This window comes from Plasticicumulans acidivorans, assembly GCF_003182095.1.
GTDB classification, from domain to species: Bacteria; Pseudomonadota; Gammaproteobacteria; order Competibacterales; family Competibacteraceae; genus Plasticicumulans; species Plasticicumulans acidivorans.
Genome location: NZ_QGTJ01000003.1, coordinates 1 through 21,002 on the forward strand (window position 1 = coordinate 1; position 21,002 = coordinate 21,002).

Here is a 21,002-nt window from a genome sequence, read left to right on the forward strand (position 1 = left end):
TCGTCATAGGCGCCTTCCTCTTCGAGGAAGTTGATGGCGGTGATGACGCCACGGCCGGCGCAGCCGACGCCCGGCTCCGGGCCGCCCGACTCGACACACTTGACGCCACCGTAACCGACGGAGAGCACATCATCGAGTTCGAGGTCTTCGACCGAGCCGGCTTCCGCGGCCAGGTGCATGACGGTGGTTTGCGCCTTGGAGTGCAGGATCAGGCGGGTGGAGTCGGCCTTCGGATCGCAGCCGATGATCATCACCTTCTTGCCGGCTTCGGCGAGGGCGGCAACGAGGTTCTGCGTGGTGGTGGACTTGCCGATACCACCCTTACCGTAAATAGCGCACTGACGTAATGCCATGATGAAGCCTCCATTAGAAATTCAGTGGCGGTCATTAATTGCCAATTACAGTAAAGCAACTCGTATGCCACTTTTTAAAAACGACTTGGAGCGCCGCCGACATTCACCTGAAATACTCAAATTTCTGCGCAAAATCACTGAATCATGCCGTGCCAGGCCATTAATCCGCCATTTCCAGACGACTCACGCCCTCATTTTCACGAAGCAGCGGCCAGAGCCGGTCGAGTGCGAATTCAGGAGCTGTGAATTCGAGTACGCGGCGGTACGCAAAGCGCTGCCGGGCGTTCCTGCCGGTACGCCTTCACCGGCGTGGCGAGCAGCAGCTGTACGCTGCGCACGACGAAATACACCGGCGCGCCGAGGCACAGATCGAGGTGATGCAGCGCGGCAGCGGCGACCTGCGCATGCAGCGTCAGTCCGCTGCGGGTGCTCATCATCACCTCGACGCAGGCCGGGTATTCGCTGATGGCCGCGATGCGGCCGCAGAAGACATTGCTGGCGCCGATCTGCACCGGCGTTCCTGTACCGACGAGTACATCGTTCGCCGTGAACAGTACGTCGATGTCCGCGCCGGGGCGCAGTTCCAGCGCTTCGCTGGAGCGGCGCGAGACCGAGGCGATCAGCCGATCCTCGGCATTGAGGGCGATCGCAACCTCGATGCGATCAAAGGCCGGCATCAAGGCTTCGATGCGGCCGCGAAACTGGTTGCAGGCACTGAACTTCATCTACTGCTACTCCGCAGTCCTGGGGGGACGCCGCGCGGCCGGCGCGCGGCAGGGTCGATGCAGCGCTCAGTCGAGCTCGTCGATCGAAGTGATCAGGCGCAGGCCGGGCGCGGCGGCGCTCGTCGGTGCCGCGCTCTGCGCCGCCTGACGGCGCTCGGCCTGGCGCTTGGCCCGCTCGACCCAGCTCAGACCGCCGCAGTGCAGCGCCAGGCTGACCTCATTGAGCAGGTCTTCGATGGTCTGGCCGGTGCCGACGATGATCGGCTGGATGCCGGCGGCGATCAGGCGCTTGATCGATGAAGTGCCGATCGAAGCGGCGTAGACCGCGGCGCAGTCCTGCAGGAAGTCGAGCTTGGCGATCACCTTGTCCTCAGGCGGCTTGGCAGCAAGGCGTTCGAGTTCCTCAGCGCCGAGTTCGAGCTCGACGACATTGCTCTCGGCGTCGGTCGACAGCGACTTGAAGCGGTTCTCGCCCTTCATCTCGACCTTGATGAACTCGCCGACGCCGAGCAGCTCGGCGTAGCCCGGCGAGACTTCGTAGATCACCAGCGTGTCGGCAGCACCGAAATGCAGGTTGACGTTGACCTGGTCATTGGAGGCAAAGGCCACTTTGATCATGACTGGATACTCCCGGCCGGCATACCGGCATGAGCCGCGCAGCAGGCGAAGCGCTGGCGCAGCGGCGACTGATAGGGTTCGATGCCGGCGCGGTGCGTCGACAGCAGGTTGGCGAGATCGAACAGCAGCTGGCGGGCACCGCGGTAGCCGACCCACTGCCGCGCCGCGGCGCCGTAGTGGTCGTACTGCGGGAAGCCCGCGCGCAGCAGCGGCACGCCGAGCCGCTCGGCGCTCTGCAGTGCGTGTGAATTGCCGATCAGCAGCTGCGCGCCGTGGGCGCGCGCGCGCTCTTCGAGATCCTCGAAGTCGCCAACCAGCACCTCCTCGGTATTGAGCGCTTCCAGCGCCGGCGTGCGGTACGGGCTGACCGCGGCGACCAGCTGGGCACCGACGTCGTCGAGCAGCTGACCGAGCGCGATCAGCTGATCGGCATCGGCGCCGATGGCGATGCGGGCGTCGCCGAACACCACGTAGGTGTCGACCATCGCATCGAGCAGCTGCTCGCGCTGGCGCACGATGCGCGCCGGCACCGGCCGCCCGGAGACATCGGCCAGCGCCTGCACGAAGGCATCACAGTCGGCCAGGCAGCTGAGGCCGGTGAAGCGCACGTCCGGCACGCCGGTGCGCGCACGCAGCAGATCGGCGGCGGCGCCGAGTGAGGCGCCGATCACCAGCGTCAGCACCGAGGCGCCCATCGAGGCGATCTGCGCACGGCTGATGCCGCCGCTGCTCAGCGTGGTGTAGCCCTGCGCATCGAGGTGGCCGTCGAGGGCATCCCCCAGATCGGGCAGGAACAGCGCCTGCAGGCCGAAGCTCTCGATCCATTCGCGGATCGCCTCGATGTCGGCCGGCGTCAGCATCGGCGAGGCCAGCACGTTGACCTGACGTGCCCGCCGCGCCACCGGCACCGCCGACGGCGGCACCAGCGCATCGATGATCGCGCGCACCGCCAGCGCAAAGCCGCTCTCCAGGCCGCCGAGCGTGTCCGGCGTGTTGACGGCGACCACGCTCGCCGCGTGCTCGCCGCCCTGGCGGAACGTGCGCAGCGCGCGGCCGATATCGACGCCCTGGGTCTCGGCGAGCCCGGTGGTGATCAGGCCGACGACTTCCGGGTGATGGCCGCTGATCACCGTGGCCAGTGCCTCCTGGATGCGCTCGTCGGCGCCCATGACGGTGCTGACCATGTCCATCGCTGTGGTCTGCAGCGGGATCGGTTCGCGAAAGTGCCGGGTGAAGAACACTTTGCTGAACGCGGTGCAGCCCTGCGCGCCGTGCTCCAGCGGCACGCACTGGCGGATGCCGAGGAAGGCGAGCGCCGCCCCCATCGGCTGGCTGACGCGCAGCGGGTTGACGGTCAGCGGTTTGCCGGTCTGGACGATGCAGGCCATTTCACACCTCCTCCAGTGCCGGCGCTGTCGCCGTCACGCCGTTCAGCCAGCGCGGCTGCTGGCGTGCGCGCTGCCACACCGGACTGTCGATGGCCAGCGACAGCTGGCGCGCCAGTTCGATCAGGCCGTCGTAGCCGGCGTAGCCGAAGTCGCGTTCGTGATTGATGTCGAGGAAGGCCAGGCGCGCCTTCAGCGCCGCGTAGAGGTAGCGGCCGCCGGCGATGAGGATGTCGGCGCCGCTGTCGCGGCAGGTGGCGATCAGCGCCGACTGATCGTTGTCGTCGATCATGCGCGTGCGCTCGCCCATCAGCTCCTGGATGCGCGCACGGTCCTCGGCGGTGGACTTTTCAGTGCCGGTGGCAACCACCTCCATGCCCAGATCCTGCAGCGCCGACACCACCGACCAGCTCTTGACGCCGCCGGAGAAGATCAGCGCCCGCTTGCCGCTCAGGCGTTCGCGCCAGGGCTCCAGCGCGGCGCGTGCGCGCGCCGCCTCGCGCAGGATCAGCAGCTCGGTGCGCACACTGAGCGAGGTGTCGCCGAGCAGACTGGCGAAGTCGCGCAGCGCCTGCGAGGTGTCGTGAATGCCGTAGAAGCTGCCTTCGAAGTACGGCGCGCCGTAGTCCTGCTGCAGGCGGCGTGCGACGTTGAGCATCGCCTTCGAGCACACCACCATGTTGACCTCGGCGCGGTGCATGGTCTGCACCTCGCGAAACCGCGCATCGCCCGACAGCGTGCAGAGAATGCGCAGGCCGAGCTCGTCGAACAGCGGCGCCACGCGCCAGAACTCGCCGGCGATGTTGTATTCACCGATCAGGTTGACGTCGTGCACCTGGATGCCGGGGGCGGCGAAGCCTGCCGGCAGCGGCGCCGGCTCGCGGGTACCGATGACATGGCGGTACAGCGTCTCGCCGGCGATGCGGTTGCCGAGGCTCTTGGTGCCGTAGAAACCGGCACCGTCGACCGGGATCACCGGCACCCCCCAGCGCTGGCTGGCATCGCGCGCCACCGCCTCGATGTCATCGCCGTGCAGCGCCGGCACGCAGGTGGCGTAGACGAACACCGCCTGCGGCCGGTAGCGCTCGACGGCGCTGCGGATGGCGTGGAACAGCTTTTTCTCGCCGCGGCCCATGATCACGTCGACGTCGGACAGGTCGGTGGTCATGCCCAGCCGGTGCAGCTGCGGCCCGGAGGACACGCTGCCGCGTGCATCCCACGAGCTGCCGGCGCAGCCGATCGGGCCGTGCACGATGTGCGCGGCGTCGGCGATCGGCAGCAGCGCGATCTGTGCGCCGTCGAAGGCGCAGCCGCCCTGCGTGGCACCGGGCTTGGGCCGGGCGCAACCGGTCTTGCGACCCGTGTCGTTGTGCGCGCAGGCCGGTTCGTCGAGCAGGTTCTGGATATCGTTCTGATTCATCGTGCCTCTCCGGACGGCCAGCACCGTCGCATGCGGTCAGGGTCAAAACACGGACCGGCGCGAAGCGCTGCACCCGAACGGGATCGCAGGCGGTATGCAGCGAGCCGAAGCTCACGGATGAGCGCATCACGCGGTAGGGCGATGGCATTCGGCACGCTAAAACATTTCGGCAACGCCATTTAAAAACGGCCGAATATTTCAGCAATGAAAATACTGCCGACGCTTTTCACCCCTGCTGCTGAATTAGCAATCAGTACGCCAAGGTGCTTAATGGCGATTAATGCGTGATTTCGCACCCGGGCCGCGGTAATTCGCCGTACCGGGCGGAACGAATTACGCCAACGGAGTACCGCGACGAACGCACGCATTGCACGTGATTCGTCGCGGCCTTTTTCATCTCAACGAAAATCCTTGTGGTTGAGATTGTATTTGCTCATGCGCAAGCCGAGCACGCGACGGGTCAGGCCGAGATGATCGGCGGCTTCGGTCATATTGCCGCGATACAGCTTGAGTGCATCGACGATCCACTCGTACTCGATGGCATTGAGCCGCGCCTCAAGGCCGCCGGCCGAGGCCTCGGCCTCGCCGACCACCGGCGCCTGCAGCGACGGCGGCAGGTTGTAGCCGTGGATCACACCGTCCTCGCACAGCAGCATCGCGCGCTCGATGACGTTTTCGAGTTCGCGCACGTTGCCCGGCCAGGGGTAGGACTGCAGCATGTTCAGCGCCGGCGTGGAGATGCGCTTGACGGCGATGCCCATCTCCCGCGAGAAGCGGGCGACGAAGTAGTCGGCGAGCGTGATGATGTCGGCGCCGCGCTCGCGCAGCGGCGGAATGGTGATCGGGAAGACGTTGAGGCGGTAGAACAGATCCTCACGAAAGCCGCCGTCGGCGACCATCTCGCCGAGGTTGCGGTTGGTCGCCGCGATCACGCGCAGATCGACGCGGATCGTGGTGTTGCCGCCGACGCGCTCGAAGCTGCGCTCCTGCAGCACGCGCAGCAGCTTGGCCTGCATGGTCAGCGACATCTCGCCGACTTCATCGAGAAAGATGGTGCCGCCGTCGGCTTCCTCGAAACGGCCTTTACGCAGTCCGGTGGCGCCGGTGAACGAGCCCTTCTCGTGACCGAACAGCTCGCTCTCGATCACCGACTCCGGCAGCGAGGCGCAGTTGAACTTGACGAAGGGGCCGTTGGCCATCGGGCTGTTGTGGTGGATGGCGCTGGCCACCAGCTCCTTGCCGACGCCGCTTTCACCGAGGATCAGCACCGTGGTCTTGGTGCGCACCACCCGCTCGATCAGCCGGTAGATCTCCTGCATCGGCTTGGAGTGGCCGATGATGTTGGAGGGCTTGAACTTGGCCTTGAGCTCGCTGCGCAGGCGGCGGTTCTCGGCTTCGAGAGCGACATGCTCGATGTTTTCGAGCAGGTAGAGCTCGACGGCCTGCGCGGTGGTCGCCGCCAGGATCGACAGCACCTCGATGTCGAGCTTGAGCAGTTCGACGTTGTCGTAGAGGCGCTCGGCGCTGATCGTGCCCATGACCTTGCGCCCGCGCATGATCGGCACGCACAGGAACGACAGGTCGGCATCGGCACTGCGGCTGCCGGTGCGGTTGAGGAACGCCGGTTCGTCGCGGATGCTCGGCACCACGGTGGTCTGCCCGGTTTCGACGACGCGGCCGATGATGCCCTCACCGAGCAGGTAGATGCCCTTGGCCGCCTCCTCCGCCGTCAGCCCGAAGCTCTCATGGATGATGATGTGGCCGGAGTCCTTGTCGAACAGGCTGACCATGCCGCGCACGACCTTCATGTGCCGCTTCATCAGCCGCAGCAGGATGCCGAGAATCGCTGACAGATCCGCGCTCTGCGAGGCGATGCGGCTCATCTCGTAGAGCAGCGGCAGCAGATCGGTGCGGCACTCGCCGAGATCGCATTCACAGTAGTGAGGAAGGGATGTCACCTGCTTTCGCCCCTCCTGGCTACGGCTCTCGGGACGACTGGAAAACTCGCGCTCGAACGGGCCCGTCCCCTTGGCCACGAGTTGCCGAGGCTGCAGTACTGGCAGCGCTGTCATCAAAGCTCCGCAGCGGGCAGTACCCGCACCGCCGGGTTGCCGAGCACACGTACCAGCTCGCGACGCACGCCGCCGAGCGTCTGTCCGGCCAGCGCGCAGGCCACGCAGGCGCCGCTCAGGCGCACGCGCACGATGTTGCCGCGCACGTCTACCAGCGCCATGTCACCGCCGTCGGCCTGCACCCGCGGACGCAGACGCTCGATCGTCTCCGCCACCAGTTCCAGGCAGGTTTCCGCAGCGGCGGCCTGTGGCAGCACGATCTCTTCCCCGATGGCCTCGGCGAGGTCCGGGGCCGCACCTGCGGCGGCATCCAATGCTCGATTGCTCATGGCTGTCTTGCTCCCGCCGGCGAATCCGTTGCACCGCCCGCCGCAGCCGGCGCCCGCAGCGACGCGTATCTGTCACAACCGCGTTCAAGCAGGTCTCGGGCCAACCGCAGTGTCTGGGTGAAAATCCATACGCAAAACGCGGAATGGTGCCGAATCGTGAACATTTTTGAACGGCTGGGACCGGATCGTGACGTCTGCGTACAACTGACCGCGTGTGTGCAATGCGCCAGGAAAAGCCTGCACTGCGTTATATCGGTGCAAATATAACGATCGATCAAAAGACCTCGACGCGCGGCGCGGCCGCGCGCAGTGCAGGACTCAGCCGCTGGGAAATGCGCTGACGGCAGTGCCGCCGGACGCGCTCAGTCGACGGCTTCAGCCTGCGCGGCAGCGTCGTAGGGGAAGCGCCAGGTTTCGAAGGTCTTCGGGAACAGCATGCCGGCATCACCGCGATCGCCGGTGAACACCCGGCGCAGGCGCGGCGCGCCGAGCTTGCCGCTGGGATCGAGCTCTTCAAGCTTGTCGAGCGCGCTCAGCGCCTCCGCCTCGCGACCGAGACGCGCCATGTTGTAGGCGTAGGCGGTCAGCGACTGCAGCCACAAGCGGGTGTAGGCGTGCCATTCCGCGAAATCGGCCATCTGCGGCGTGACCTCGCGCCAGTCGGCCGGCAGGCCGAGCCGCGCCGACAGCCAGTCGATGCACGACAGCGCCCAGTGCGCGGCTTCCAGCGAGCGGCGGCGATAGAAGTAAAAGCGGTAGGCGACGATGCGGATGCCGAGCGTGTCCGGCGAGGCGTCGATCAGCTCGCGCACCATCGCCTCGGTCTTTGCCGAATCCGCCCAGTTGGCGAAGATCTCGCGCAGCGTCTCACGGGTCTCCGGCGGTACGTTGTTGGCGAAGTGGTAACGCTCCAGGCTGTAGATGCGGGCGCTGCGGCGCGTGCTCGCCGCGCTGGGCTCGATGGTTTCAGACACGTTCGACTTCTCCAGTCAGTCGGGCGGCGCGACGCGCCGCTCCCAGGCACGCGCGACCGGCATGTGCCAGTCGCATTCCCTCGGGCCGTGCAGGACGGCCCCTCCACGCCGCAGCAGCGGCGCATGCACAGCAGACGAGCGGGGACGGATGCACACCGCGGCGGGCTGGCAGTGTCGTCATGCCGGCGGCCGCAAGCGGCCTCCCTCCCCTGCCGCCGGCGCCGCGGGCGGCTCGTTCGCGATTCACGGCGGCCCGCTGTGCGCGGCGACGGCATCCGCCTCCGGCGGCGCCAGGCCGAGCAAGACATGGGCCAGCTCGGCATCACTGAGCCGGTAGCCATAGAAGCGCTGGTAGAAGGCGCGTGCGGCGGCGCCGACGTCGACATCGGCCAGACGCTGCGGATGGAACAGCTGTGCTGCCCACAGCACCTGCAGCACCGTCTCCGCGGCGCGCGTGCACCAGGCGTTGATACCGCGCGGATTGACCAGCACGCGGCCGGTGCGCACCGCGCTGACGCCCTGCCAGCGCGGGTCATCGAGGATCGCGCGGCGCTGCGCGGCATCAAGGGTGACGATGACCTGCGGGTCCCAGTCCAGTACATCTTCCAGATGCACGTGTACGTCACCGTGCAAGCCGGCCCGGGCGACGACGTTGATGCCGCCGGCCGCGCCGATCCAGGCATCGACCATCGACTCCAGGCCCTCGCTGCGCAGCGGCGCCACCGAGGCGTAATACACACGCGGGCGCTGCGCCGGGTCGAGGTCCGCGAGCGCTGCGGCCACCCGCTGCAGATTGGCGGCATATTCGGTGAGCAAGGCGTCGGCCTGCACCGCGGCGGCCGGGCCGAGCGCGGTGGCGAGCAGCCGCACCGCCTGCACGAATTCCTCCGGTGTGCTGTAGCCCAGATACAGCACCGGCAGGCCGACGCGCTCCAGCCGCCGGCCGAGCGCGGTATTGCTGAGCCACAGCGTCACCAGATCCGGACGCCGCGCCAGCAGCGCCTCCAGATCGACGCCGGCCGGACGGCTGAACGGCGTCGCCAGCGCCGCCGTGCCCGGCAGCACCCGGCGCAGCCAGGGATTGTCGCGCACCTCGGGGGTGACGCTGTCGAGCTGCGCCGCGCCGCCGAGGGCGACGATCAGCGAGGCCATCGAAATACCCGGCGTACCGACCCGCATCACCGGCCGCGACAGGCGCAGCATGTGACCGGCCTGGTCGACCAGTTCGACACCGCCACCCTGCACCGTCTGCGCGCCGAACAGCAGCACCAGCAGCCAGCCCCAGCGTCCACCAACGAGCGCCCGGCGCATGCGCTCAGAACGCCACGGTCGCGGACAGCGACACGGTGCGCGGACTGCCCAGATAGAGGATGCCCGAGCGCGTGCTCCAGTAGTCCTCGCCGGTCAGGTTGGCGATGTTGAGCCGCCAGGTGGTCTCCTTGCCGTAGAGCTTGCTGCGATAGCGCAGGCCGGCGTCGAACAGCGTCACCGGATCGACGTAGAGCGTATTGGCCGCGTCCCACGGCACCTTGCCGACGTAGGACACACCGCCGGTCAGCGTCAGCCCGGGCACACCCGGCAGCTCGTATTCGGCATACAGCCGCGCCATGTTCTCGGCCACGCCCTGCGGCACCTTGCCGACGTTGGCGGTCGCCTTGTCGATGCGCGCATCGAGCAGCGTGAAACCGCCGACCAGCGTCAGCCGCTCGCTCGGCTTGCCGCTCAGCGAGAACTCCCAGCCCTGATGCACGACGCGGCCGTCCTGCGAGGCGAGGTTGGTGCCCGGGTCGACGTACTGATTGGCCTGGCGGATGCGGAACCACGCCAGGTTCAGGTCGACGCCGCCGAGCGCCAGCCGCGCGCCGAGCTCGGACTGCTTGCTGACGAAGGGCGAGAAGGTCTCGCCGGCGTTGGCCGTGGTGCTGCCGGCGACGAAGCCCTGCTGCAGCGCCTCGGCATAGGTGAAATAGGTCGTCAGCGTCTCCAGCGGACGAAACGACAGCGAGGCGATCGGCGTCGCCTTGTCGGCGTCGTAGCGGCTGACGCTGCGTTTGCCGCTGGCGCTGGTCGCGGTCTGTTCATCATCGATGCCGGCGCGGTTGACGCCGAGCAGCAGCGACCACTGTTCGCCGATGTCGATACGGTCGGCCAGCAGCAGCGTGGTGTACGTAGTGTCCTGCGCGGTCGAGGTGCCGGCCGGCGGCAGCTGCCAGGCCGGATGCGCCCGCGAGTCCCACGCATAGACCGTGCTGTAGGTGGTGCCGCGATAGCCGTTGTCGCCGGCATCGAACTCATCGCGCGTGGCGCCGAAGCTCATATGGTGATGCAGCGTGCCGGTCGTGAAGTCGGCATCGAGGAACAGGCTGTACTGATCAACGGTGGTGGTGAAGCGCTGCTGCGAATCGACACGCCAGCGGTAATCGAGATCGCGGTTCTGCCAGACGATGCGGTTGAGGAAGTACTCGCGCTCGATCTCACTGTGACGCACGCGCCCGCGCAGCGTGAAGGTGTCGTTGAGCCGGGTTTCGAAGGCACCGCCGAGGCGGCGGGTCTCGTCGCTGGCACCGGTATACGGCGCGCCCCAGTTGTCGCTGGCATCGGGCGCATCAGGGATGCCGATCTTGGCCGTGGTCATGAACAGCGCCTGGGCGTGGTCGAGTTCGCGACGCGCGGCCGCGGCTTCCAGATCGATGCGCGTATCCGCCGACAGCCGCCAGCTCAGCGCACCGGAGCCGACATAGCGCTGCTGGCTCTGCTGTTCAGCGCCGGTGGTACCGGCATTGGCGTAGCCCAGATTGAGGCGGTAGAGCAGATCCGGATTGGCGGCCAGCGGCCCGCCGAGATCGAGCTGGCTGTAGAGCTGATGGTCGTAGCTGCCGACGGTCAGTGCGGCCAGCGGCTCGGCCAGCGGGCGCTTGCTGAGGTAGTTGACGATGCCGGCCGGCGAGGTGATGCCGTACAGAAAGCCCGCCGCACCGCTCAGCACCTCGATGCCCTGCTTGTCCTCCAGCGGCTCGTAGATGTCGAAGGAGCGCAGGCCGTCGAGCGCCATGTTGTAGCTCCAGGTCGAGGCGCTGAAACCGCGCATCGAGAAATACGGCGTGATCTGGCTGGCGCCGGTGCTGGCGTAGACCGTCGGTACGTACTTCAGCGCTTCGGTGGTGTTGCTGGCCTGGGTGTTGCGGATCAACTCGGCGGGCACCGTGCTGACCGACAGCGGACTGTCGCGGCGGCTGCCGGCGCCGAGCGGGCCGAGATCGACACGCTCCACGCGGTAGCCGCTGGCGGCGCTGCCGTCGTCCGGCGACTGCGCGGTGACGACGACGGGTTCGAGCTCGACGGCGGTATCGGCCCCGGCGGCAAATACAGCGCTCGGCAGACCGAGCAGGCCCAGGGCCAGCGGGGCACGACGGTGGCGATGGACGGTCATCACGGGGAAGCTCCTTGGGTCGGTTCGGCCATGCGGGATGCACAGCCCCGGCGCAAGCGACATGCCAGCGCCGGCCGACAACCGAGAGCGCACCCCGGCGTGCAAAGCTCACCGATCGTTCATCAGGGAACCACCCTGCCCCCGGCGCCGGCAGGTACGGCTGTACGGGAATGTCCAACGGCGCCCGCAAGCGTACCGGCGGGTACGCCGGCTGGCCGCCGCCGGCGGCGCTGCGGCCAGCCGCGACGCGGGCCGGCACCGCGACGGCGGTGGCTGGCGCGCGCCTTGCTGTAGCGCTGCGTACTGCTTCGCGCCGGCGAACGGCCGCATCGTCCGGCGCCCAACAGAGGAAGGCGCCCCCCATGGAACCCATCAAGTGCGGATTGCTGCCCGGTGAATCGAAGCCGGTCGTCGAGCGGCTCAACGAGCCGCTGCGTGCCTGCCTGCAACGCTGCCTGGGGCGGCCGGTGCAGCTGGTGGTCGGCGAAAACTACGTGGCCACCGGCGAGGCGCTGCGCCAGGGCCGGCTCGACATCGCCTACCTCGGCCCGGTCACCTACGTGCTGCAGAGCCGCAGCGCGGCGCTCGAACCCTTCGCCCGGCCGACCCACGGCGGCAGCTGCGGACCGACCTTCCGCGCGGCGATCATCGTGCCGCTGGACAGCCCGCTGCAGTCACTGGCGCAGCTGCGCGGCGGCGAGATCGCCTTCGGCGACCTGGCTTCGACCTCCGGCTCCTGGGTGCCGCGGCACATGCTGCTGCAGGCCGGGCTGGCAGCCGACCGCGACTACGTGCGCCGCCACCTCGGCGCCCACGACGCGGTGGTCAGCGCGGTCGCCGCGCGCCGCGCGACCGCCGGCGCGCTGTCGCTGCCGGTGTTCGAACGCCTGCTCGCCGAAGGCCGCATCGGTGCCGGCGCGGTGCGCGTGCTCGCCGAATCGGCACCGATCCCGGAGTACATGTGGACCTTCCGCGCCGGCCTGCCGACGGCGCTGCGCGAGGCCCTGCGCGAGGCGTTCATCGAGCTGCTGACACCGGCGGCGCTGCGTCCCTACCGCGCCCAGGGCTTCATTCCGGCGGTCGACGCCGATGTCGATCGCGTGCGTCAGTGGATGGAAGACATTCTGCAGGCACGCCTGCGCGGTCCGCTGCCGCCCTCGGTGCTGCCGCCGACGCCGCGCCATGCCGCCAGCGAGGCGGCGGCGCGCTGGCGGCATGAGCGCACGGCGCAGCCGCGCAGCGGAGCGGCATCGTGAGCGCAGCGGGCGGCGACGGCCGCAGCCCGCGGGTGACGGAGCGCTCGCAGGTACAATTGGCGGTCTCGCAGAGCATGTTCTGCGAATTCGACATGGGCGAGTGCCGCACCAGCTTCATGCCGCTGCTCTATGAGATGAGCCGCGTCTCCACCGAAACCGCCGACCTGCCACGCATCCTGCGCATCCTGATGCGCCTGCTGCGCCAGTACCTGAAGGCCGAGCGCGGCAGCATCAGCCTGCGCGACCCCGACGGCGGCGAAGTCAGCGTGCATGACAGCTTCGGCGCCTGGGACGAGCACGAACCGGGCCTGCACGCCCTCAGCCAGCGAGCGATCGCCCGCGGCGAAGCCGGCGTCATCGCCCACATCCCCGGCGAGCCGGATTTTCAGGGCAATCCGCTGGCACCGTCGCACTCGACGCTGTGCGCGCCGATCATGCGCAACAGCCGGGTGATCGGCACGCTGAGCGCGCAGCGCGTCTACCTCAACCGCCGCCTGCTCAACCTCGACCTGGAAATCCTCTCGATCCTGGCGATGCACATCGCCCCGGCGGTCGACCTTTACCTGCGCGAGACGGTACGCCGCACCTCGCTGGAAGACGAAAACCGCCGCCTGCGCGACGCCGTGCGCGAACGCTTCAAGCCCTCGAACATCATCGGCAGCTCGCAGGCGATGCAGGGCGTCTATGCGCTGATCGAGCGCGTCACCCGCTCGAAGACTACGGTGCTGATCCTTGGTGAAAGCGGCGTCGGCAAGGAGCTGGTGGCCAGTGCCATCCACTATAACGGCCCCGATGCCGACGGCCCGTTCATCAAGTTCAACTGCGCGGCGCTGCCCGAGAGCATCATCGAGAGCGAACTGTTCGGCCACGAACGCGGCGCCTTCACCGGCGCACACAGCACCCGCCGCGGCCGCTTCGAGGAGGCCGACGGCGGCACCATCTTCATCGACGAGGTCGGCGAGCTGTCGCTGGCGATGCAGGCCAAGCTGCTGCGCATCCTGCAGGAGCGCGACTTCGAGCGTGTCGGCGGCAACACCACGATCCAGGTCGATCTGCGCGTGCTCGCCGCTACCAACCGCGACCTGCAGGCGATGGTGCGCCAGGGCACTTTCCGCGAGGATCTGTACTACCGCCTCAACGTCTTCCCGATCGCCATCCCGTCACTGCGCGAGCGCGGCCACGACATTATGGCGCTGGCCGAGCACTTCGTCGCCCGCTTCGCCAGCGACATGGGCGTCGAGATCCACGGCATCGCCGCCGGCGCGCAGAACATGCTGCTCTGCTACCACTGGCCGGGCAACGTGCGCGAGCTGGAGAACGTCATCGAACGCGCGGTGATCCTCGCCGAAGGCGGCACCATCGAAGCGGCGCACCTGCCACCCTCGCTGCAGACGCCGGTGGCCAGCGAGCTCGCCAGCGGCACCGGCGGCCGCCTCGAAGCGCGCCTCGGCGCCGTCGAGTACGAGATGATCGCCGAGGCGCTGCAGCTGCATCACGGCAACATGACCGAGGCCGCCCACCACCTCAAACTCAGCCGCCGCGTGCTCGGCCTGCGCATGGAGCGCTACGGTCTGACCTACAAGGACTTCCGCTAGCGCAGCGCGAACACCACCGGCACCACCACCCAGGCCGCCAGCGCCCGGCCGTCGCGATAGGCCGGGCGAAACCGCCAGCGCTGCAGGGCTGCCAGCGCCGCGGCATCGAGCCGCTGGTCGCCTGAGCCTTTCGCCAGCTGCACTTCGCCGACCCGGCCGGCCTCGGTGATCAGCACCCGCACCCGCACCCGCCCCTCGCGGCCTTCGGCGCGCGCGGCCGGCGGATAGCCCGGCGGCGGACCGCTGATCACATAAGGCAGACTGCTGCCATCGCCGCCTCCACCACCGCCCCCCGGCGTGCCGCTGCTGCCGCCGCCGTTACCGCCGGCCGCCGCCGCGGCCGACGCTGAAGCACCAGCGTTCTGCGCGACGCTCGGCGGTGTCGGCGGCGGTGCCGCTTTTTTCTTCACCGGCTGCGGCTTGGGCGCGGGTCTGGCTGGCTTGCGCACGACTTTCTTCGGCGCCGGCGCGCTGAGCGCTGGGGCCACCGGCGCCGGCGCCCGGCTGCTGATCAGCGGCGGCGTCGGTTCAGGCTCGGGCTCGACGACGGGCTGCGGCTCGGGTTCGACGACCGGCTCGGCCGCCGCAACCGACTCCGCTGGTGTGACCGGCTCCGGCGTGATCGACTCAGCCGCTGCCGCCGCGCCGGCCGCCCCGCCATCACCGGCGGCCGGGCCGAGGCCGAGCGTGACCTCGATCGGCAGCAGCTTCAGGGTCGGTGCCGGTGCCGGCTCGACCTGCAGCAGCGCCGCCAGGGTCAGCGCATGCAGCAGCAGCGACAGCAGCGTGGCGCCGGTGAACGGCCGCAGCTTCACGTCGCGCATGACAGCACTCCGCCCAGACGCGGCACGCACAGGCGGGCGAGATGGCCGTCGCGCTGGTGAATGTCGTGGATCTCGGTCTCGACGCCGTAGGTGCTGCGCAGGTAATCCTCGGTGATCAGCGCCTGCGGCGCGCCGACGTGGCAGCGGCGTTCGCGGTCGATCAGCAGCACGCGCGAGGCGTAGAGCAAGGCATGGTTCGGATGGTGCGTGGTGAGGATGACGCCGATGTCCTCGCGCGCGGCGATGCGGCGCACGTGTGCCATCACCTTGAGCTGATTACCGTAATCGAGGTTGGAGGTCGGCTCGTCCATCACCAGCACGCGCGGCGCCTGGGCCAGCGCACGGGCGATCAGCACCAGCTGGCGCTCGCCGCCGCTGATCTCGGTGTAGCGCGCCTCGGCCAGCGCGCTGATGCCGAGCGTATCCAGCGCCGCCGCCGCCAGCTCGCGATCGTGCGTCCCGGGCGCGGCGAACACGCTGCGGTGCGCCGCCCGCCCCATCGCCACCACATCGCGCACGGTGAACGGAAACGGCGGTGCATGCGTCTGCGGCACGTAGCCGACACGGCGGGCGAAGTCGCGCCGCGACCAGCGCGCCGCCGAGCGGCCGTCGAGGCGGATCTCGCCGCCGAGCGCCGGCAGCAGGCCGAGGATGGTCTTGAACAGCGTGGTCTTGCCGACGCCGTTGGGACCGAGCAGGCAGAGCAGCTCACCGCCCTGCAGCGCCACGGAAACCGCCTCCAGCAGCGGCCGGCGGCCGTAGCCGCAGCTGAGATTGCGTAGTTCGAGCATGTCCGTGCTCTCAGGCCCAGCCACGCCGGCTGCGGCCCAGCAGATACAGGAAGAATGGAGCGCCGATCACCGAGGTGAGGATGCCGAGCGGCACCTCGACGGCGAACAGCGAACGCGCCAGGTCATCGACCAGCAGCAGAAACCCGGCGCCGAGCGCCGCCGCCACCGGCAGCAGCAGGCGATGATCCGGGCCGACCAGCATGCGCGCCAGATGCGGCACGATCAGTCCGACCAGGCCGATGATGCCACTGATCGCCACCGCGGCGGCGGTGACCAGCGTCGCGCAGACGATCACCAGCAGGCGCAGCCGCGTCGTCTCCAGACCGAGCGCGCGTGCCTCCTCGTCACCGAAGCAGAGCACGTTGAGCGTCCAGCCCAGCGCCTGCAGCACAGCACCGCCGAGCAGAATCGGCCAGGCGGCCAGCGCCAGATCGGCCATTTCCACCGTATCCAGGCTGCCCATCAGCCAGAAGGTGATGGTCGGCAGCGTGTTGTACGGATCGGCGACGAACTTCACCAGCGAGACGAAGGCCGTGAACAGCGTGCCGACGATGATGCCGGCGAGCACCATCACCAGCAGCGGATCACCATGGCGGCCGAGGCCGGCACCGATCGCCGCACTGGCGCCGACGGCGAGCAGGCCGCCGGCGAAGGCGAAGGCCTGGATGCCGGCCATGCCGTAGCCGAGCAGGATCGCCAGCGCCGCGCCGAAGCTCGCGCCGGCGGACACGCCGAGGATGCCCGGCGACACCATTGGGTTGCGGAACAGCCCCTGATAAGCAGTGCCGGAGATCGACAGCGCCGCGCCGACCAGCAGCGCGGCGAGGATGCGCGGCAGGCGGATGCCGAGCACCACCGCCTCGACCTCCTGCGACCAGTGCGCATCGAGCGGCAGAATCTCCGCGGCGAGCACCTGCAGCGCGGTCAGCGGCGGCACCGGGTAGCGACCGATCGCGAACGACGCGGCAAACACCAGGGCCAGCAGCAGGCACAGACCGAACGGACGCAGCAGTAGATGTGGAGCCAGACGGGCAGAGGGCGGGTTCATGGCGGGGTCGGCTCCGTCAGCAGGGCGATGCGCACCACGCCGTGCACGCCGAGCTCGGCGAGCAGCGCACTGACCTCGCCATAGGCGAGCGCGGTGTCGGCCCGCAGGTACACCACGCGCTGCGGGTCGGCGCTCAGCTGCGCTTCAAGCAGCGCACCGAGCGCCTCGCGTGTGATCGCTTCGCCGTCGAGCGCGAGCTGGCCGTCGCGGTCCAGGCTCAGCACCAGCGGCGACTGCGGCAGCTGCACCGGCTGCGCCGCCGACGGTGGCAGGCGCAGCGGGATTTCATTGAGCGCCAGCGGTGCCGTGACCATGAAGATGATCAGCAGCACCAGCACCACGTCGATGAACGGCGTGATGTTGATCTCGGCGTTCTGCTGCGGCAGACCGTCGTCCGCGCGCGTCGACATCAGCAGGGACATGGCGGCGCCTCCGTGCTGAAGTGGACGGCCAGACGGGCGATGCCGAGGCGGATGCGCCGTGCGCAATGGCCCAGTTCGCCGGCGAACTCGTTGTAGGCGATCGCCGCCGGGATCGCCGCGAGCAGGCCGATCGCGGTCGCCGCCAGCGCCTCGGCGATGCCCGGCGCGACGGCGGCGAGGCTGGTGTTCTGCAGGCGGGCGATGCCGGCAAAAGCGTTCATCACCCCCCAGACGGTGCCGAACAGGCCGACGAACGGCGCCGTCGAGCTGATCGTCGCCAGGTAACCGAGGCGCTGCTCGGCGCGCAGCAGCACCGCCGCCAGATGATCCTGCAGCGTGCGCTCGATGCGCTCGCGCGCGGCCTCCTGATCCTCACCGGCGGGCCTCTGCCCGGCTTCGCGGCGGCCGAGCGCGTGCAGCGTCGCCGCCAGCCCCTCGCCCGCCGCCGCCGCGGGCGCACGCTCCAGGCGCGCGGCCTGGGCACGCAGGCGGCGCAGCACGAAGACTTTTTCCAGGATCACGCTCCAGCACAGCAGCGAGTAGCCGATCAGCACGCAGAACACGCCCTTGACCACCGGCGAGGCCTGCATGAACAGGCCGAGCGGCGACAGGTCGACCTCGTTCATGGTGTCGCCCTCCCCGCCTGCGGCCGGCTCAGCGCCAGCAGCGCGCGCACTTCCTCGGCGCTCGGCTCGCGGTGATAGAACGTGCTGAAGTACTCGCGGGTGACGGCTTCGAGATCGAAGTGATAGACCTCCGGGTAGAGCAGCTCGGCGAGCCAGATCACGCCGAGGATGCGGTTGCTGCCCGGCGGCCGGTCGAACCAGCTGTACGGCAGCCACGGAATCTGCACCACGCGCCCGCTGCGCACCGCCTCGACCCGCTGCCACAGCGGGTTGTCGACGATCGCCGTCCAGGTCGTCGCCTGCTCGGCCGCCGGCGTCCACACCAGGATCAGGTCCGGCTGCCAGACGTAGATCTGCTCCAGCGACACACTGCTCATGCCCTCGTCGGGCAGGTTGGCGACCTGCGCGACGTTGACGCCACCAACGAAGTCGAGCACCTGGGTATGGCTGGAGCCGGCCGGATTGGTCGACAGCCCGTCCGGGCCCTCGGCGTAGTAGACGCGCTTGCGCTGGGCCGGCGCGATGCGCTTGGCCAGCTGCGGAATCGGATCGAGGTAGGTGGCGACGAAATCGGCCAGCACCTGCGCCTGCGCCGGTTCGCCGAGCACCTCGCCGAGCAGGTGGAAGGTGCGCTTGAAGTCGCGCAGATCCTGCTCGATCAGCAGCACCGGAATCTTGAGCTTTTCCTGCAGGCGATCGGCGCGCTCCCCGGCACCGGGCATCGCCTCCATGACGATCAGATCCGGCGCCATCGTCACGATCTCCTCATCGGAGAAGCGCATGCCCTGCGCCGGCATCACCTTGCCCTCACGCAGGGCCGGCGCCAGCAGTGCCAGCGCCCGCTCGCCGAGGCGGTAGTTGTTGGCCAGCTTGTGCGGGGCGACGGCGGCGACCACCGGGATGCAGTGGCCGATGGCGTAGACGCGCTGCACCGTGTCGGGCAGCGTCAGCAGCCGCCCGCTCATGTCGGCGAGCTGGCGTTCGGCCAGCGCCGGCGCGCTGCCCAGCAGCGCCGCCAGCAGCAGTGTCAGCAGGTAAAACCGACGGGCGCCCATCAGAATTTCACCGCGACTTCGACGCCGTAGGTGGCGCCGACATCCCGCAGCACGCCCCAGTTGGCAGTGGCCGGATAACCCTTGTTGTTGGTGCCGTAGTGCTCGTCGGTGAGGTTCTGGCCGTACAGCGTCACCGTCACGTCCTTGCCGAACTGGCGGGCGACGCTGAGGTTGACGGTGGTGAAATCGCCGACGGTGTAGCCGTAGCTGAGGTAGGGATCGACGCGCAGCAGCGTGACGTTGCTGTTCCACGGCCCCTGGCGCCAGTTGAGGCGGGCCGTGTACTTGTTGTCGGGGAATTCGCTGCCGTTTTCGCCGTCTTCCTCGCTGTCGTTGAAGTGCGTCCAGCCCAGCTCGTAGCCGAGGGCATCATCGGCAAAGCGTCCGCGCAGGCTCAGCTCGAAGCCGTGGCGGATGCGGTCGGCGGCCTTGTAGACGGTGATGCTGGTCGCCTCACCGCTGGCCTCGTCGATCAGCGGATTGCCGTCGGCGTCCTCGCTGATGCTGCCGTCGGAGACCTTGGCGTTTTTGATGTTGTAGTAGAACGGCGTCAGGCTGGCCTGCAGCGCCGGGCTGAAGTCGGCCTCGATGCCCAGCTCGTAGCGGCTGCGATCCTCGGCGTCGAGCTCGGCGTCATCGCGCGTGGTCAGCACATCCGGCGTCGGCGTGTGATTGAAGGAATAGCGCGCCGACAGCCGCCAGGTCGGATCGATCTGCCAGGCGCTGCCGATCGAGACCAGCGTCGCCTTGTCGGTCCACTCATCATTGGACAGCTGCACCTGATTGCCGCTCGACAGGTATTTGTCGCCGCCTTCGATGATGTGCTTCTTGTCCATGCGCAGCGCCCCGTCGATCGACCAGGCCGGGGTGATGCGGTATTCGTCGGTGACGTAGGCGCCGAACACCTGCTCACGGCGCGGCGTGTCGCTGCCTTCACTCTGCTGATACCAGCGCACGCTCTGCGCGCCGATCTTGAAGATGTTCTGCTCACCGCTGAGGGTGTGCGAGAGATTCCACTCGATCGCCTGGTCCTTGGCGTCGCTGCCGCTGACCGAGGACTTCGGCTTGATCGTCGTGTAGGCGTACTGCGTGCCTTCGGTCTGGCTCCAGCCGTAGGTCAGCGCCGTGGTGTTGTGCTCGTTCCAGGTCCGCGCCAGATTGACGGCGAAGACCATGGTGTTCATCGGGTCGTAGCGCCAGATGTTCTTGTCGAGCACGCCGTCCGGCGTCGGCCCGCTGACCGGATACTTGGTGACGCCGCTGTAGGTGCCGGTGGCGCGCTGGATGTCGCGCTCGGCGCGGTTGATGAACAGCGAGGCCGAGGCGTTGAGATCGGCATCCTTGTAGGCGCCGTTGAGCAGAAAGGTGTCGCCTTCATAGGCGTTGTTCCAGTCATCGCGGCCATCGGTCTGGCTGCGCTGGTAGCCGAGGCCGACGCTGGCGCGGCCGTCGAGCCCCGAGTAACTGAGAAAACCGCTGGCCTTGCGCGTGTCGTAGCGGCCGTAGCTGACGTGCGCCTCGCCGCCGCTCTCGCCGCCGGGCATCGCCTTGCGCGTGGTGATGACGATGAAGCCCTGGTTCGGCGAACCGGCGTTGGCCGAACCGAAGGACATCAGTGGGCCGATGGTGATCACCGTCGAGTCGCGCAGAAAGCGGATCGAGTCGATCATCTCCACCGGCAGGTCACCGAGCACGCGCTGCGCCTCGGTCTGCGTCAGGTAGACACCGTCGAGGATGATGCTGACGTTGTCACCGCGGTTGTAGGAGAAGTTGTGCACCCGCGCGCCCTGGCGGCCGATGCTCATGCCGAGCGCGGTTTCGATCAGGTCGCTGACGTCGCGCGGGCGGATCGCCTCGATGTCCTCGCGAGTCATGGTCTGGCTGGCCTCGACGCTGCGCGGCACGGCGAAACGGCTGTAGGCCGGCACCTCGTCGCGGGCGTCCTCGACCACCACCGGCGCGAGCTCGCCGACGGTTTCGGCGGCCAGGCCGGCCTGCAGCGGCAAAAACAGCGTCACGAGCGATAAGCAGGCGGTCTCTTGCTGGGTCATGGGTCTTCCTGTGCCACCGTGGATCGTG

General features: G+C 68.5%; 19 protein-coding genes. 2 read left to right on the forward strand and 17 right to left on the reverse strand.

Features of this window, described 5'->3' with window-relative positions; all coding sequences use genetic code 11:
- The 10 genes from C7443_RS05480 to C7443_RS05525 form a co-directional block, all read right to left on the reverse strand.
- Positions 1-353, reverse strand: a 353-nt coding sequence (locus tag C7443_RS05480) for an AAA family ATPase (protein ID WP_146213238.1), incomplete at its 3' end; no start/stop codon positions are given.
- Between the two features lie 233 nt (positions 354-586).
- Positions 587-1,078, reverse strand: coding sequence for a TOBE domain-containing protein (locus C7443_RS05485; protein WP_110017596.1), 492 nt, complete (start codon positions 1,076-1,078; stop codon positions 587-589).
- Positions 1,079-1,144: 66 nt separating this feature from the next.
- Positions 1,145-1,696 (reverse strand): NifB/NifX family molybdenum-iron cluster-binding protein, encoded by a 552-nt coding sequence (locus C7443_RS05490; protein WP_110017597.1) that lies wholly within the window; start codon positions 1,694-1,696, stop codon positions 1,145-1,147.
- The gene (gene nifN, locus C7443_RS05495) at positions 1,693-3,084 is read right to left on the reverse strand and encodes a nitrogenase iron-molybdenum cofactor biosynthesis protein NifN (RefSeq protein WP_110017598.1); all 1,392 of its coding nucleotides are present in this window, start codon (positions 3,082-3,084) and stop codon (positions 1,693-1,695) included. The genes C7443_RS05490 and nifN overlap by 4 nt, the downstream gene beginning before the upstream one ends.
- Position 3,085: 1 nt before the next feature.
- Positions 3,086-4,501, reverse strand: coding sequence for a nitrogenase iron-molybdenum cofactor biosynthesis protein NifE (gene nifE / locus C7443_RS05500; RefSeq protein ID WP_110017599.1), 1,416 nt, complete (start codon positions 4,499-4,501; stop codon positions 3,086-3,088).
- Positions 4,502-4,899: 398 nt separating this feature from the next.
- The gene (locus tag C7443_RS05505) at positions 4,900-6,459 is read right to left on the reverse strand and encodes a sigma 54-interacting transcriptional regulator (protein WP_110017600.1); all 1,560 of its coding nucleotides are present in this window, start codon (positions 6,457-6,459) and stop codon (positions 4,900-4,902) included.
- A gap of 113 nt (positions 6,460-6,572) precedes the next feature.
- Positions 6,573-6,902 (reverse strand): NifU family protein, encoded by a 330-nt coding sequence (locus C7443_RS05510; protein WP_110017601.1) that lies wholly within the window; start codon positions 6,900-6,902, stop codon positions 6,573-6,575.
- Positions 6,903-7,264: 362 nt separating this feature from the next.
- A complete protein-coding gene (locus tag C7443_RS05515) occupies positions 7,265-7,876 on the reverse strand; it encodes a hypothetical protein (protein WP_246004569.1) in 612 nt (203 codons plus the stop codon).
- 243 nt (positions 7,877-8,119) lie between these two features.
- Entirely contained in the window at positions 8,120-9,187 is a 1,068-nt protein-coding gene (locus C7443_RS05520; RefSeq protein WP_110017602.1) for an ABC transporter substrate-binding protein, read from the reverse strand.
- A 4-nt stretch (positions 9,188-9,191) separates the two neighbouring features.
- Positions 9,192-11,306: a TonB-dependent siderophore receptor gene (locus tag C7443_RS05525; protein ID WP_110017603.1), complete on the reverse strand. Its 2,115-nt coding sequence runs from the start codon at positions 11,304-11,306 to the stop codon at positions 9,192-9,194.
- Positions 11,307-11,476: 170 nt separating this feature from the next.
- Here C7443_RS05525 and phnD point away from each other — a divergent pair, with 170 nt between their 5' ends.
- Together phnD and C7443_RS05535 are read left to right on the forward strand one after the other, a co-directional pair.
- Positions 11,477-12,562, forward strand: a complete 1,086-nt coding sequence (phnD, locus tag C7443_RS05530) for a phosphate/phosphite/phosphonate ABC transporter substrate-binding protein (RefSeq protein ID WP_110017604.1) — start codon at positions 11,477-11,479, stop codon at positions 12,560-12,562.
- 92 nt (positions 12,563-12,654) lie between these two features.
- Positions 12,655-14,157: a sigma 54-interacting transcriptional regulator gene (locus tag C7443_RS05535; RefSeq protein ID WP_110018021.1), complete on the forward strand. Its 1,503-nt coding sequence runs from the start codon at positions 12,655-12,657 to the stop codon at positions 14,155-14,157.
- On the opposite strand, the gene C7443_RS05540 is transcribed toward C7443_RS05535, so the two are convergent.
- Genes C7443_RS05540 through C7443_RS05570 form a run of 7 tightly spaced genes read right to left on the reverse strand, consistent with a single transcriptional unit; the run spans position 14,154 to position 20,974 of the window.
- The gene (locus C7443_RS05540; protein ID WP_110017605.1) at positions 14,154-14,981 is read right to left on the reverse strand and encodes an energy transducer TonB; all 828 of its coding nucleotides are present in this window, start codon (positions 14,979-14,981) and stop codon (positions 14,154-14,156) included. The two genes, C7443_RS05535 and C7443_RS05540, sit on opposite strands and share 4 nt — an antisense overlap.
- The gene (locus C7443_RS05545) at positions 14,969-15,772 is read right to left on the reverse strand and encodes an ABC transporter ATP-binding protein (RefSeq protein WP_110017606.1); all 804 of its coding nucleotides are present in this window, start codon (positions 15,770-15,772) and stop codon (positions 14,969-14,971) included. The genes C7443_RS05540 and C7443_RS05545 overlap by 13 nt, the downstream gene beginning before the upstream one ends.
- Before the next feature lie 10 nt (positions 15,773-15,782).
- Positions 15,783-16,820 (reverse strand): FecCD family ABC transporter permease, encoded by a 1,038-nt coding sequence (locus tag C7443_RS05550; protein WP_110017607.1) that lies wholly within the window; start codon positions 16,818-16,820, stop codon positions 15,783-15,785.
- Positions 16,817-17,242, reverse strand: a complete 426-nt coding sequence (locus tag C7443_RS05555; RefSeq protein WP_110017608.1) for an ExbD/TolR family protein — start codon at positions 17,240-17,242, stop codon at positions 16,817-16,819. Before C7443_RS05555 ends, C7443_RS05550 begins: the two co-directional genes overlap by 4 nt.
- Positions 17,230-17,868, reverse strand: coding sequence for a MotA/TolQ/ExbB proton channel family protein (locus tag C7443_RS05560; RefSeq protein ID WP_110017609.1), 639 nt, complete (start codon positions 17,866-17,868; stop codon positions 17,230-17,232). The genes C7443_RS05555 and C7443_RS05560 overlap by 13 nt, the downstream gene beginning before the upstream one ends.
- Positions 17,865-18,923, reverse strand: a complete 1,059-nt coding sequence (locus tag C7443_RS05565; RefSeq protein WP_110017610.1) for an ABC transporter substrate-binding protein — start codon at positions 18,921-18,923, stop codon at positions 17,865-17,867. The genes C7443_RS05560 and C7443_RS05565 overlap by 4 nt, the downstream gene beginning before the upstream one ends.
- Positions 18,923-20,974 (reverse strand): TonB-dependent receptor plug domain-containing protein, encoded by a 2,052-nt coding sequence (locus tag C7443_RS05570; RefSeq protein ID WP_110017611.1) that lies wholly within the window; start codon positions 20,972-20,974, stop codon positions 18,923-18,925. Before C7443_RS05570 ends, C7443_RS05565 begins: the two co-directional genes overlap by 1 nt.
- Between the last annotated feature and the right edge of the window lie 28 nt (positions 20,975-21,002).

Bases quoted from the DNA above. Each gene is read 5' to 3' on its own strand.
- C7443_RS05485 (WP_110017596.1), bottom strand. From the start codon at position 1,078: ATGAAGTTCAGTGCCTGCAACCAGTTTCGCGGCCGCATCGAAGCCTTG.
- C7443_RS05510 (WP_110017601.1), bottom strand. From the start codon at position 6,902: ATGAGCAATCGAGCATTGGATGCCGCCGCAGGTGCGGCCCCGGACCTC.
- C7443_RS05555 (WP_110017608.1), bottom strand. From the start codon at position 17,242: ATGTCCCTGCTGATGTCGACGCGCGCGGACGACGGTCTGCCGCAGCAG.
- C7443_RS05570 (WP_110017611.1), bottom strand. From the start codon at position 20,974: ATGACCCAGCAAGAGACCGCCTGCTTATCGCTCGTGACGCTGTTTTTG.
- nifE (WP_110017599.1), bottom strand. From the start codon at position 4,501: ATGAATCAGAACGATATCCAGAACCTGCTCGACGAACCGGCCTGCGCG.
- C7443_RS05490 (WP_110017597.1), bottom strand. From the start codon at position 1,696: ATGATCAAAGTGGCCTTTGCCTCCAATGACCAGGTCAACGTCAACCTG.
- C7443_RS05520 (WP_110017602.1), bottom strand. From the start codon at position 9,187: ATGCGCCGGGCGCTCGTTGGTGGACGCTGGGGCTGGCTGCTGGTGCTG.
- C7443_RS05525 (WP_110017603.1), bottom strand. From the start codon at position 11,306: ATGACCGTCCATCGCCACCGTCGTGCCCCGCTGGCCCTGGGCCTGCTC.
- C7443_RS05535 (WP_110018021.1), top strand. From the start codon at position 12,655: ATGGGCGAGTGCCGCACCAGCTTCATGCCGCTGCTCTATGAGATGAGC.
- nifN (WP_110017598.1), bottom strand. From the start codon at position 3,084: ATGGCCTGCATCGTCCAGACCGGCAAACCGCTGACCGTCAACCCGCTG.
- phnD (WP_110017604.1), top strand. From the start codon at position 11,477: ATGTCCAACGGCGCCCGCAAGCGTACCGGCGGGTACGCCGGCTGGCCG.
- C7443_RS05565 (WP_110017610.1), bottom strand. From the start codon at position 18,923: ATGGGCGCCCGTCGGTTTTACCTGCTGACACTGCTGCTGGCGGCGCTG.
- C7443_RS05550 (WP_110017607.1), bottom strand. From the start codon at position 16,820: ATGAACCCGCCCTCTGCCCGTCTGGCTCCACATCTACTGCTGCGTCCG.
- C7443_RS05540 (WP_110017605.1), bottom strand. From the start codon at position 14,981: ATGCGCGACGTGAAGCTGCGGCCGTTCACCGGCGCCACGCTGCTGTCG.
- C7443_RS05560 (WP_110017609.1), bottom strand. From the start codon at position 17,868: ATGAACGAGGTCGACCTGTCGCCGCTCGGCCTGTTCATGCAGGCCTCG.
- C7443_RS05545 (WP_110017606.1), bottom strand. From the start codon at position 15,772: ATGCTCGAACTACGCAATCTCAGCTGCGGCTACGGCCGCCGGCCGCTG.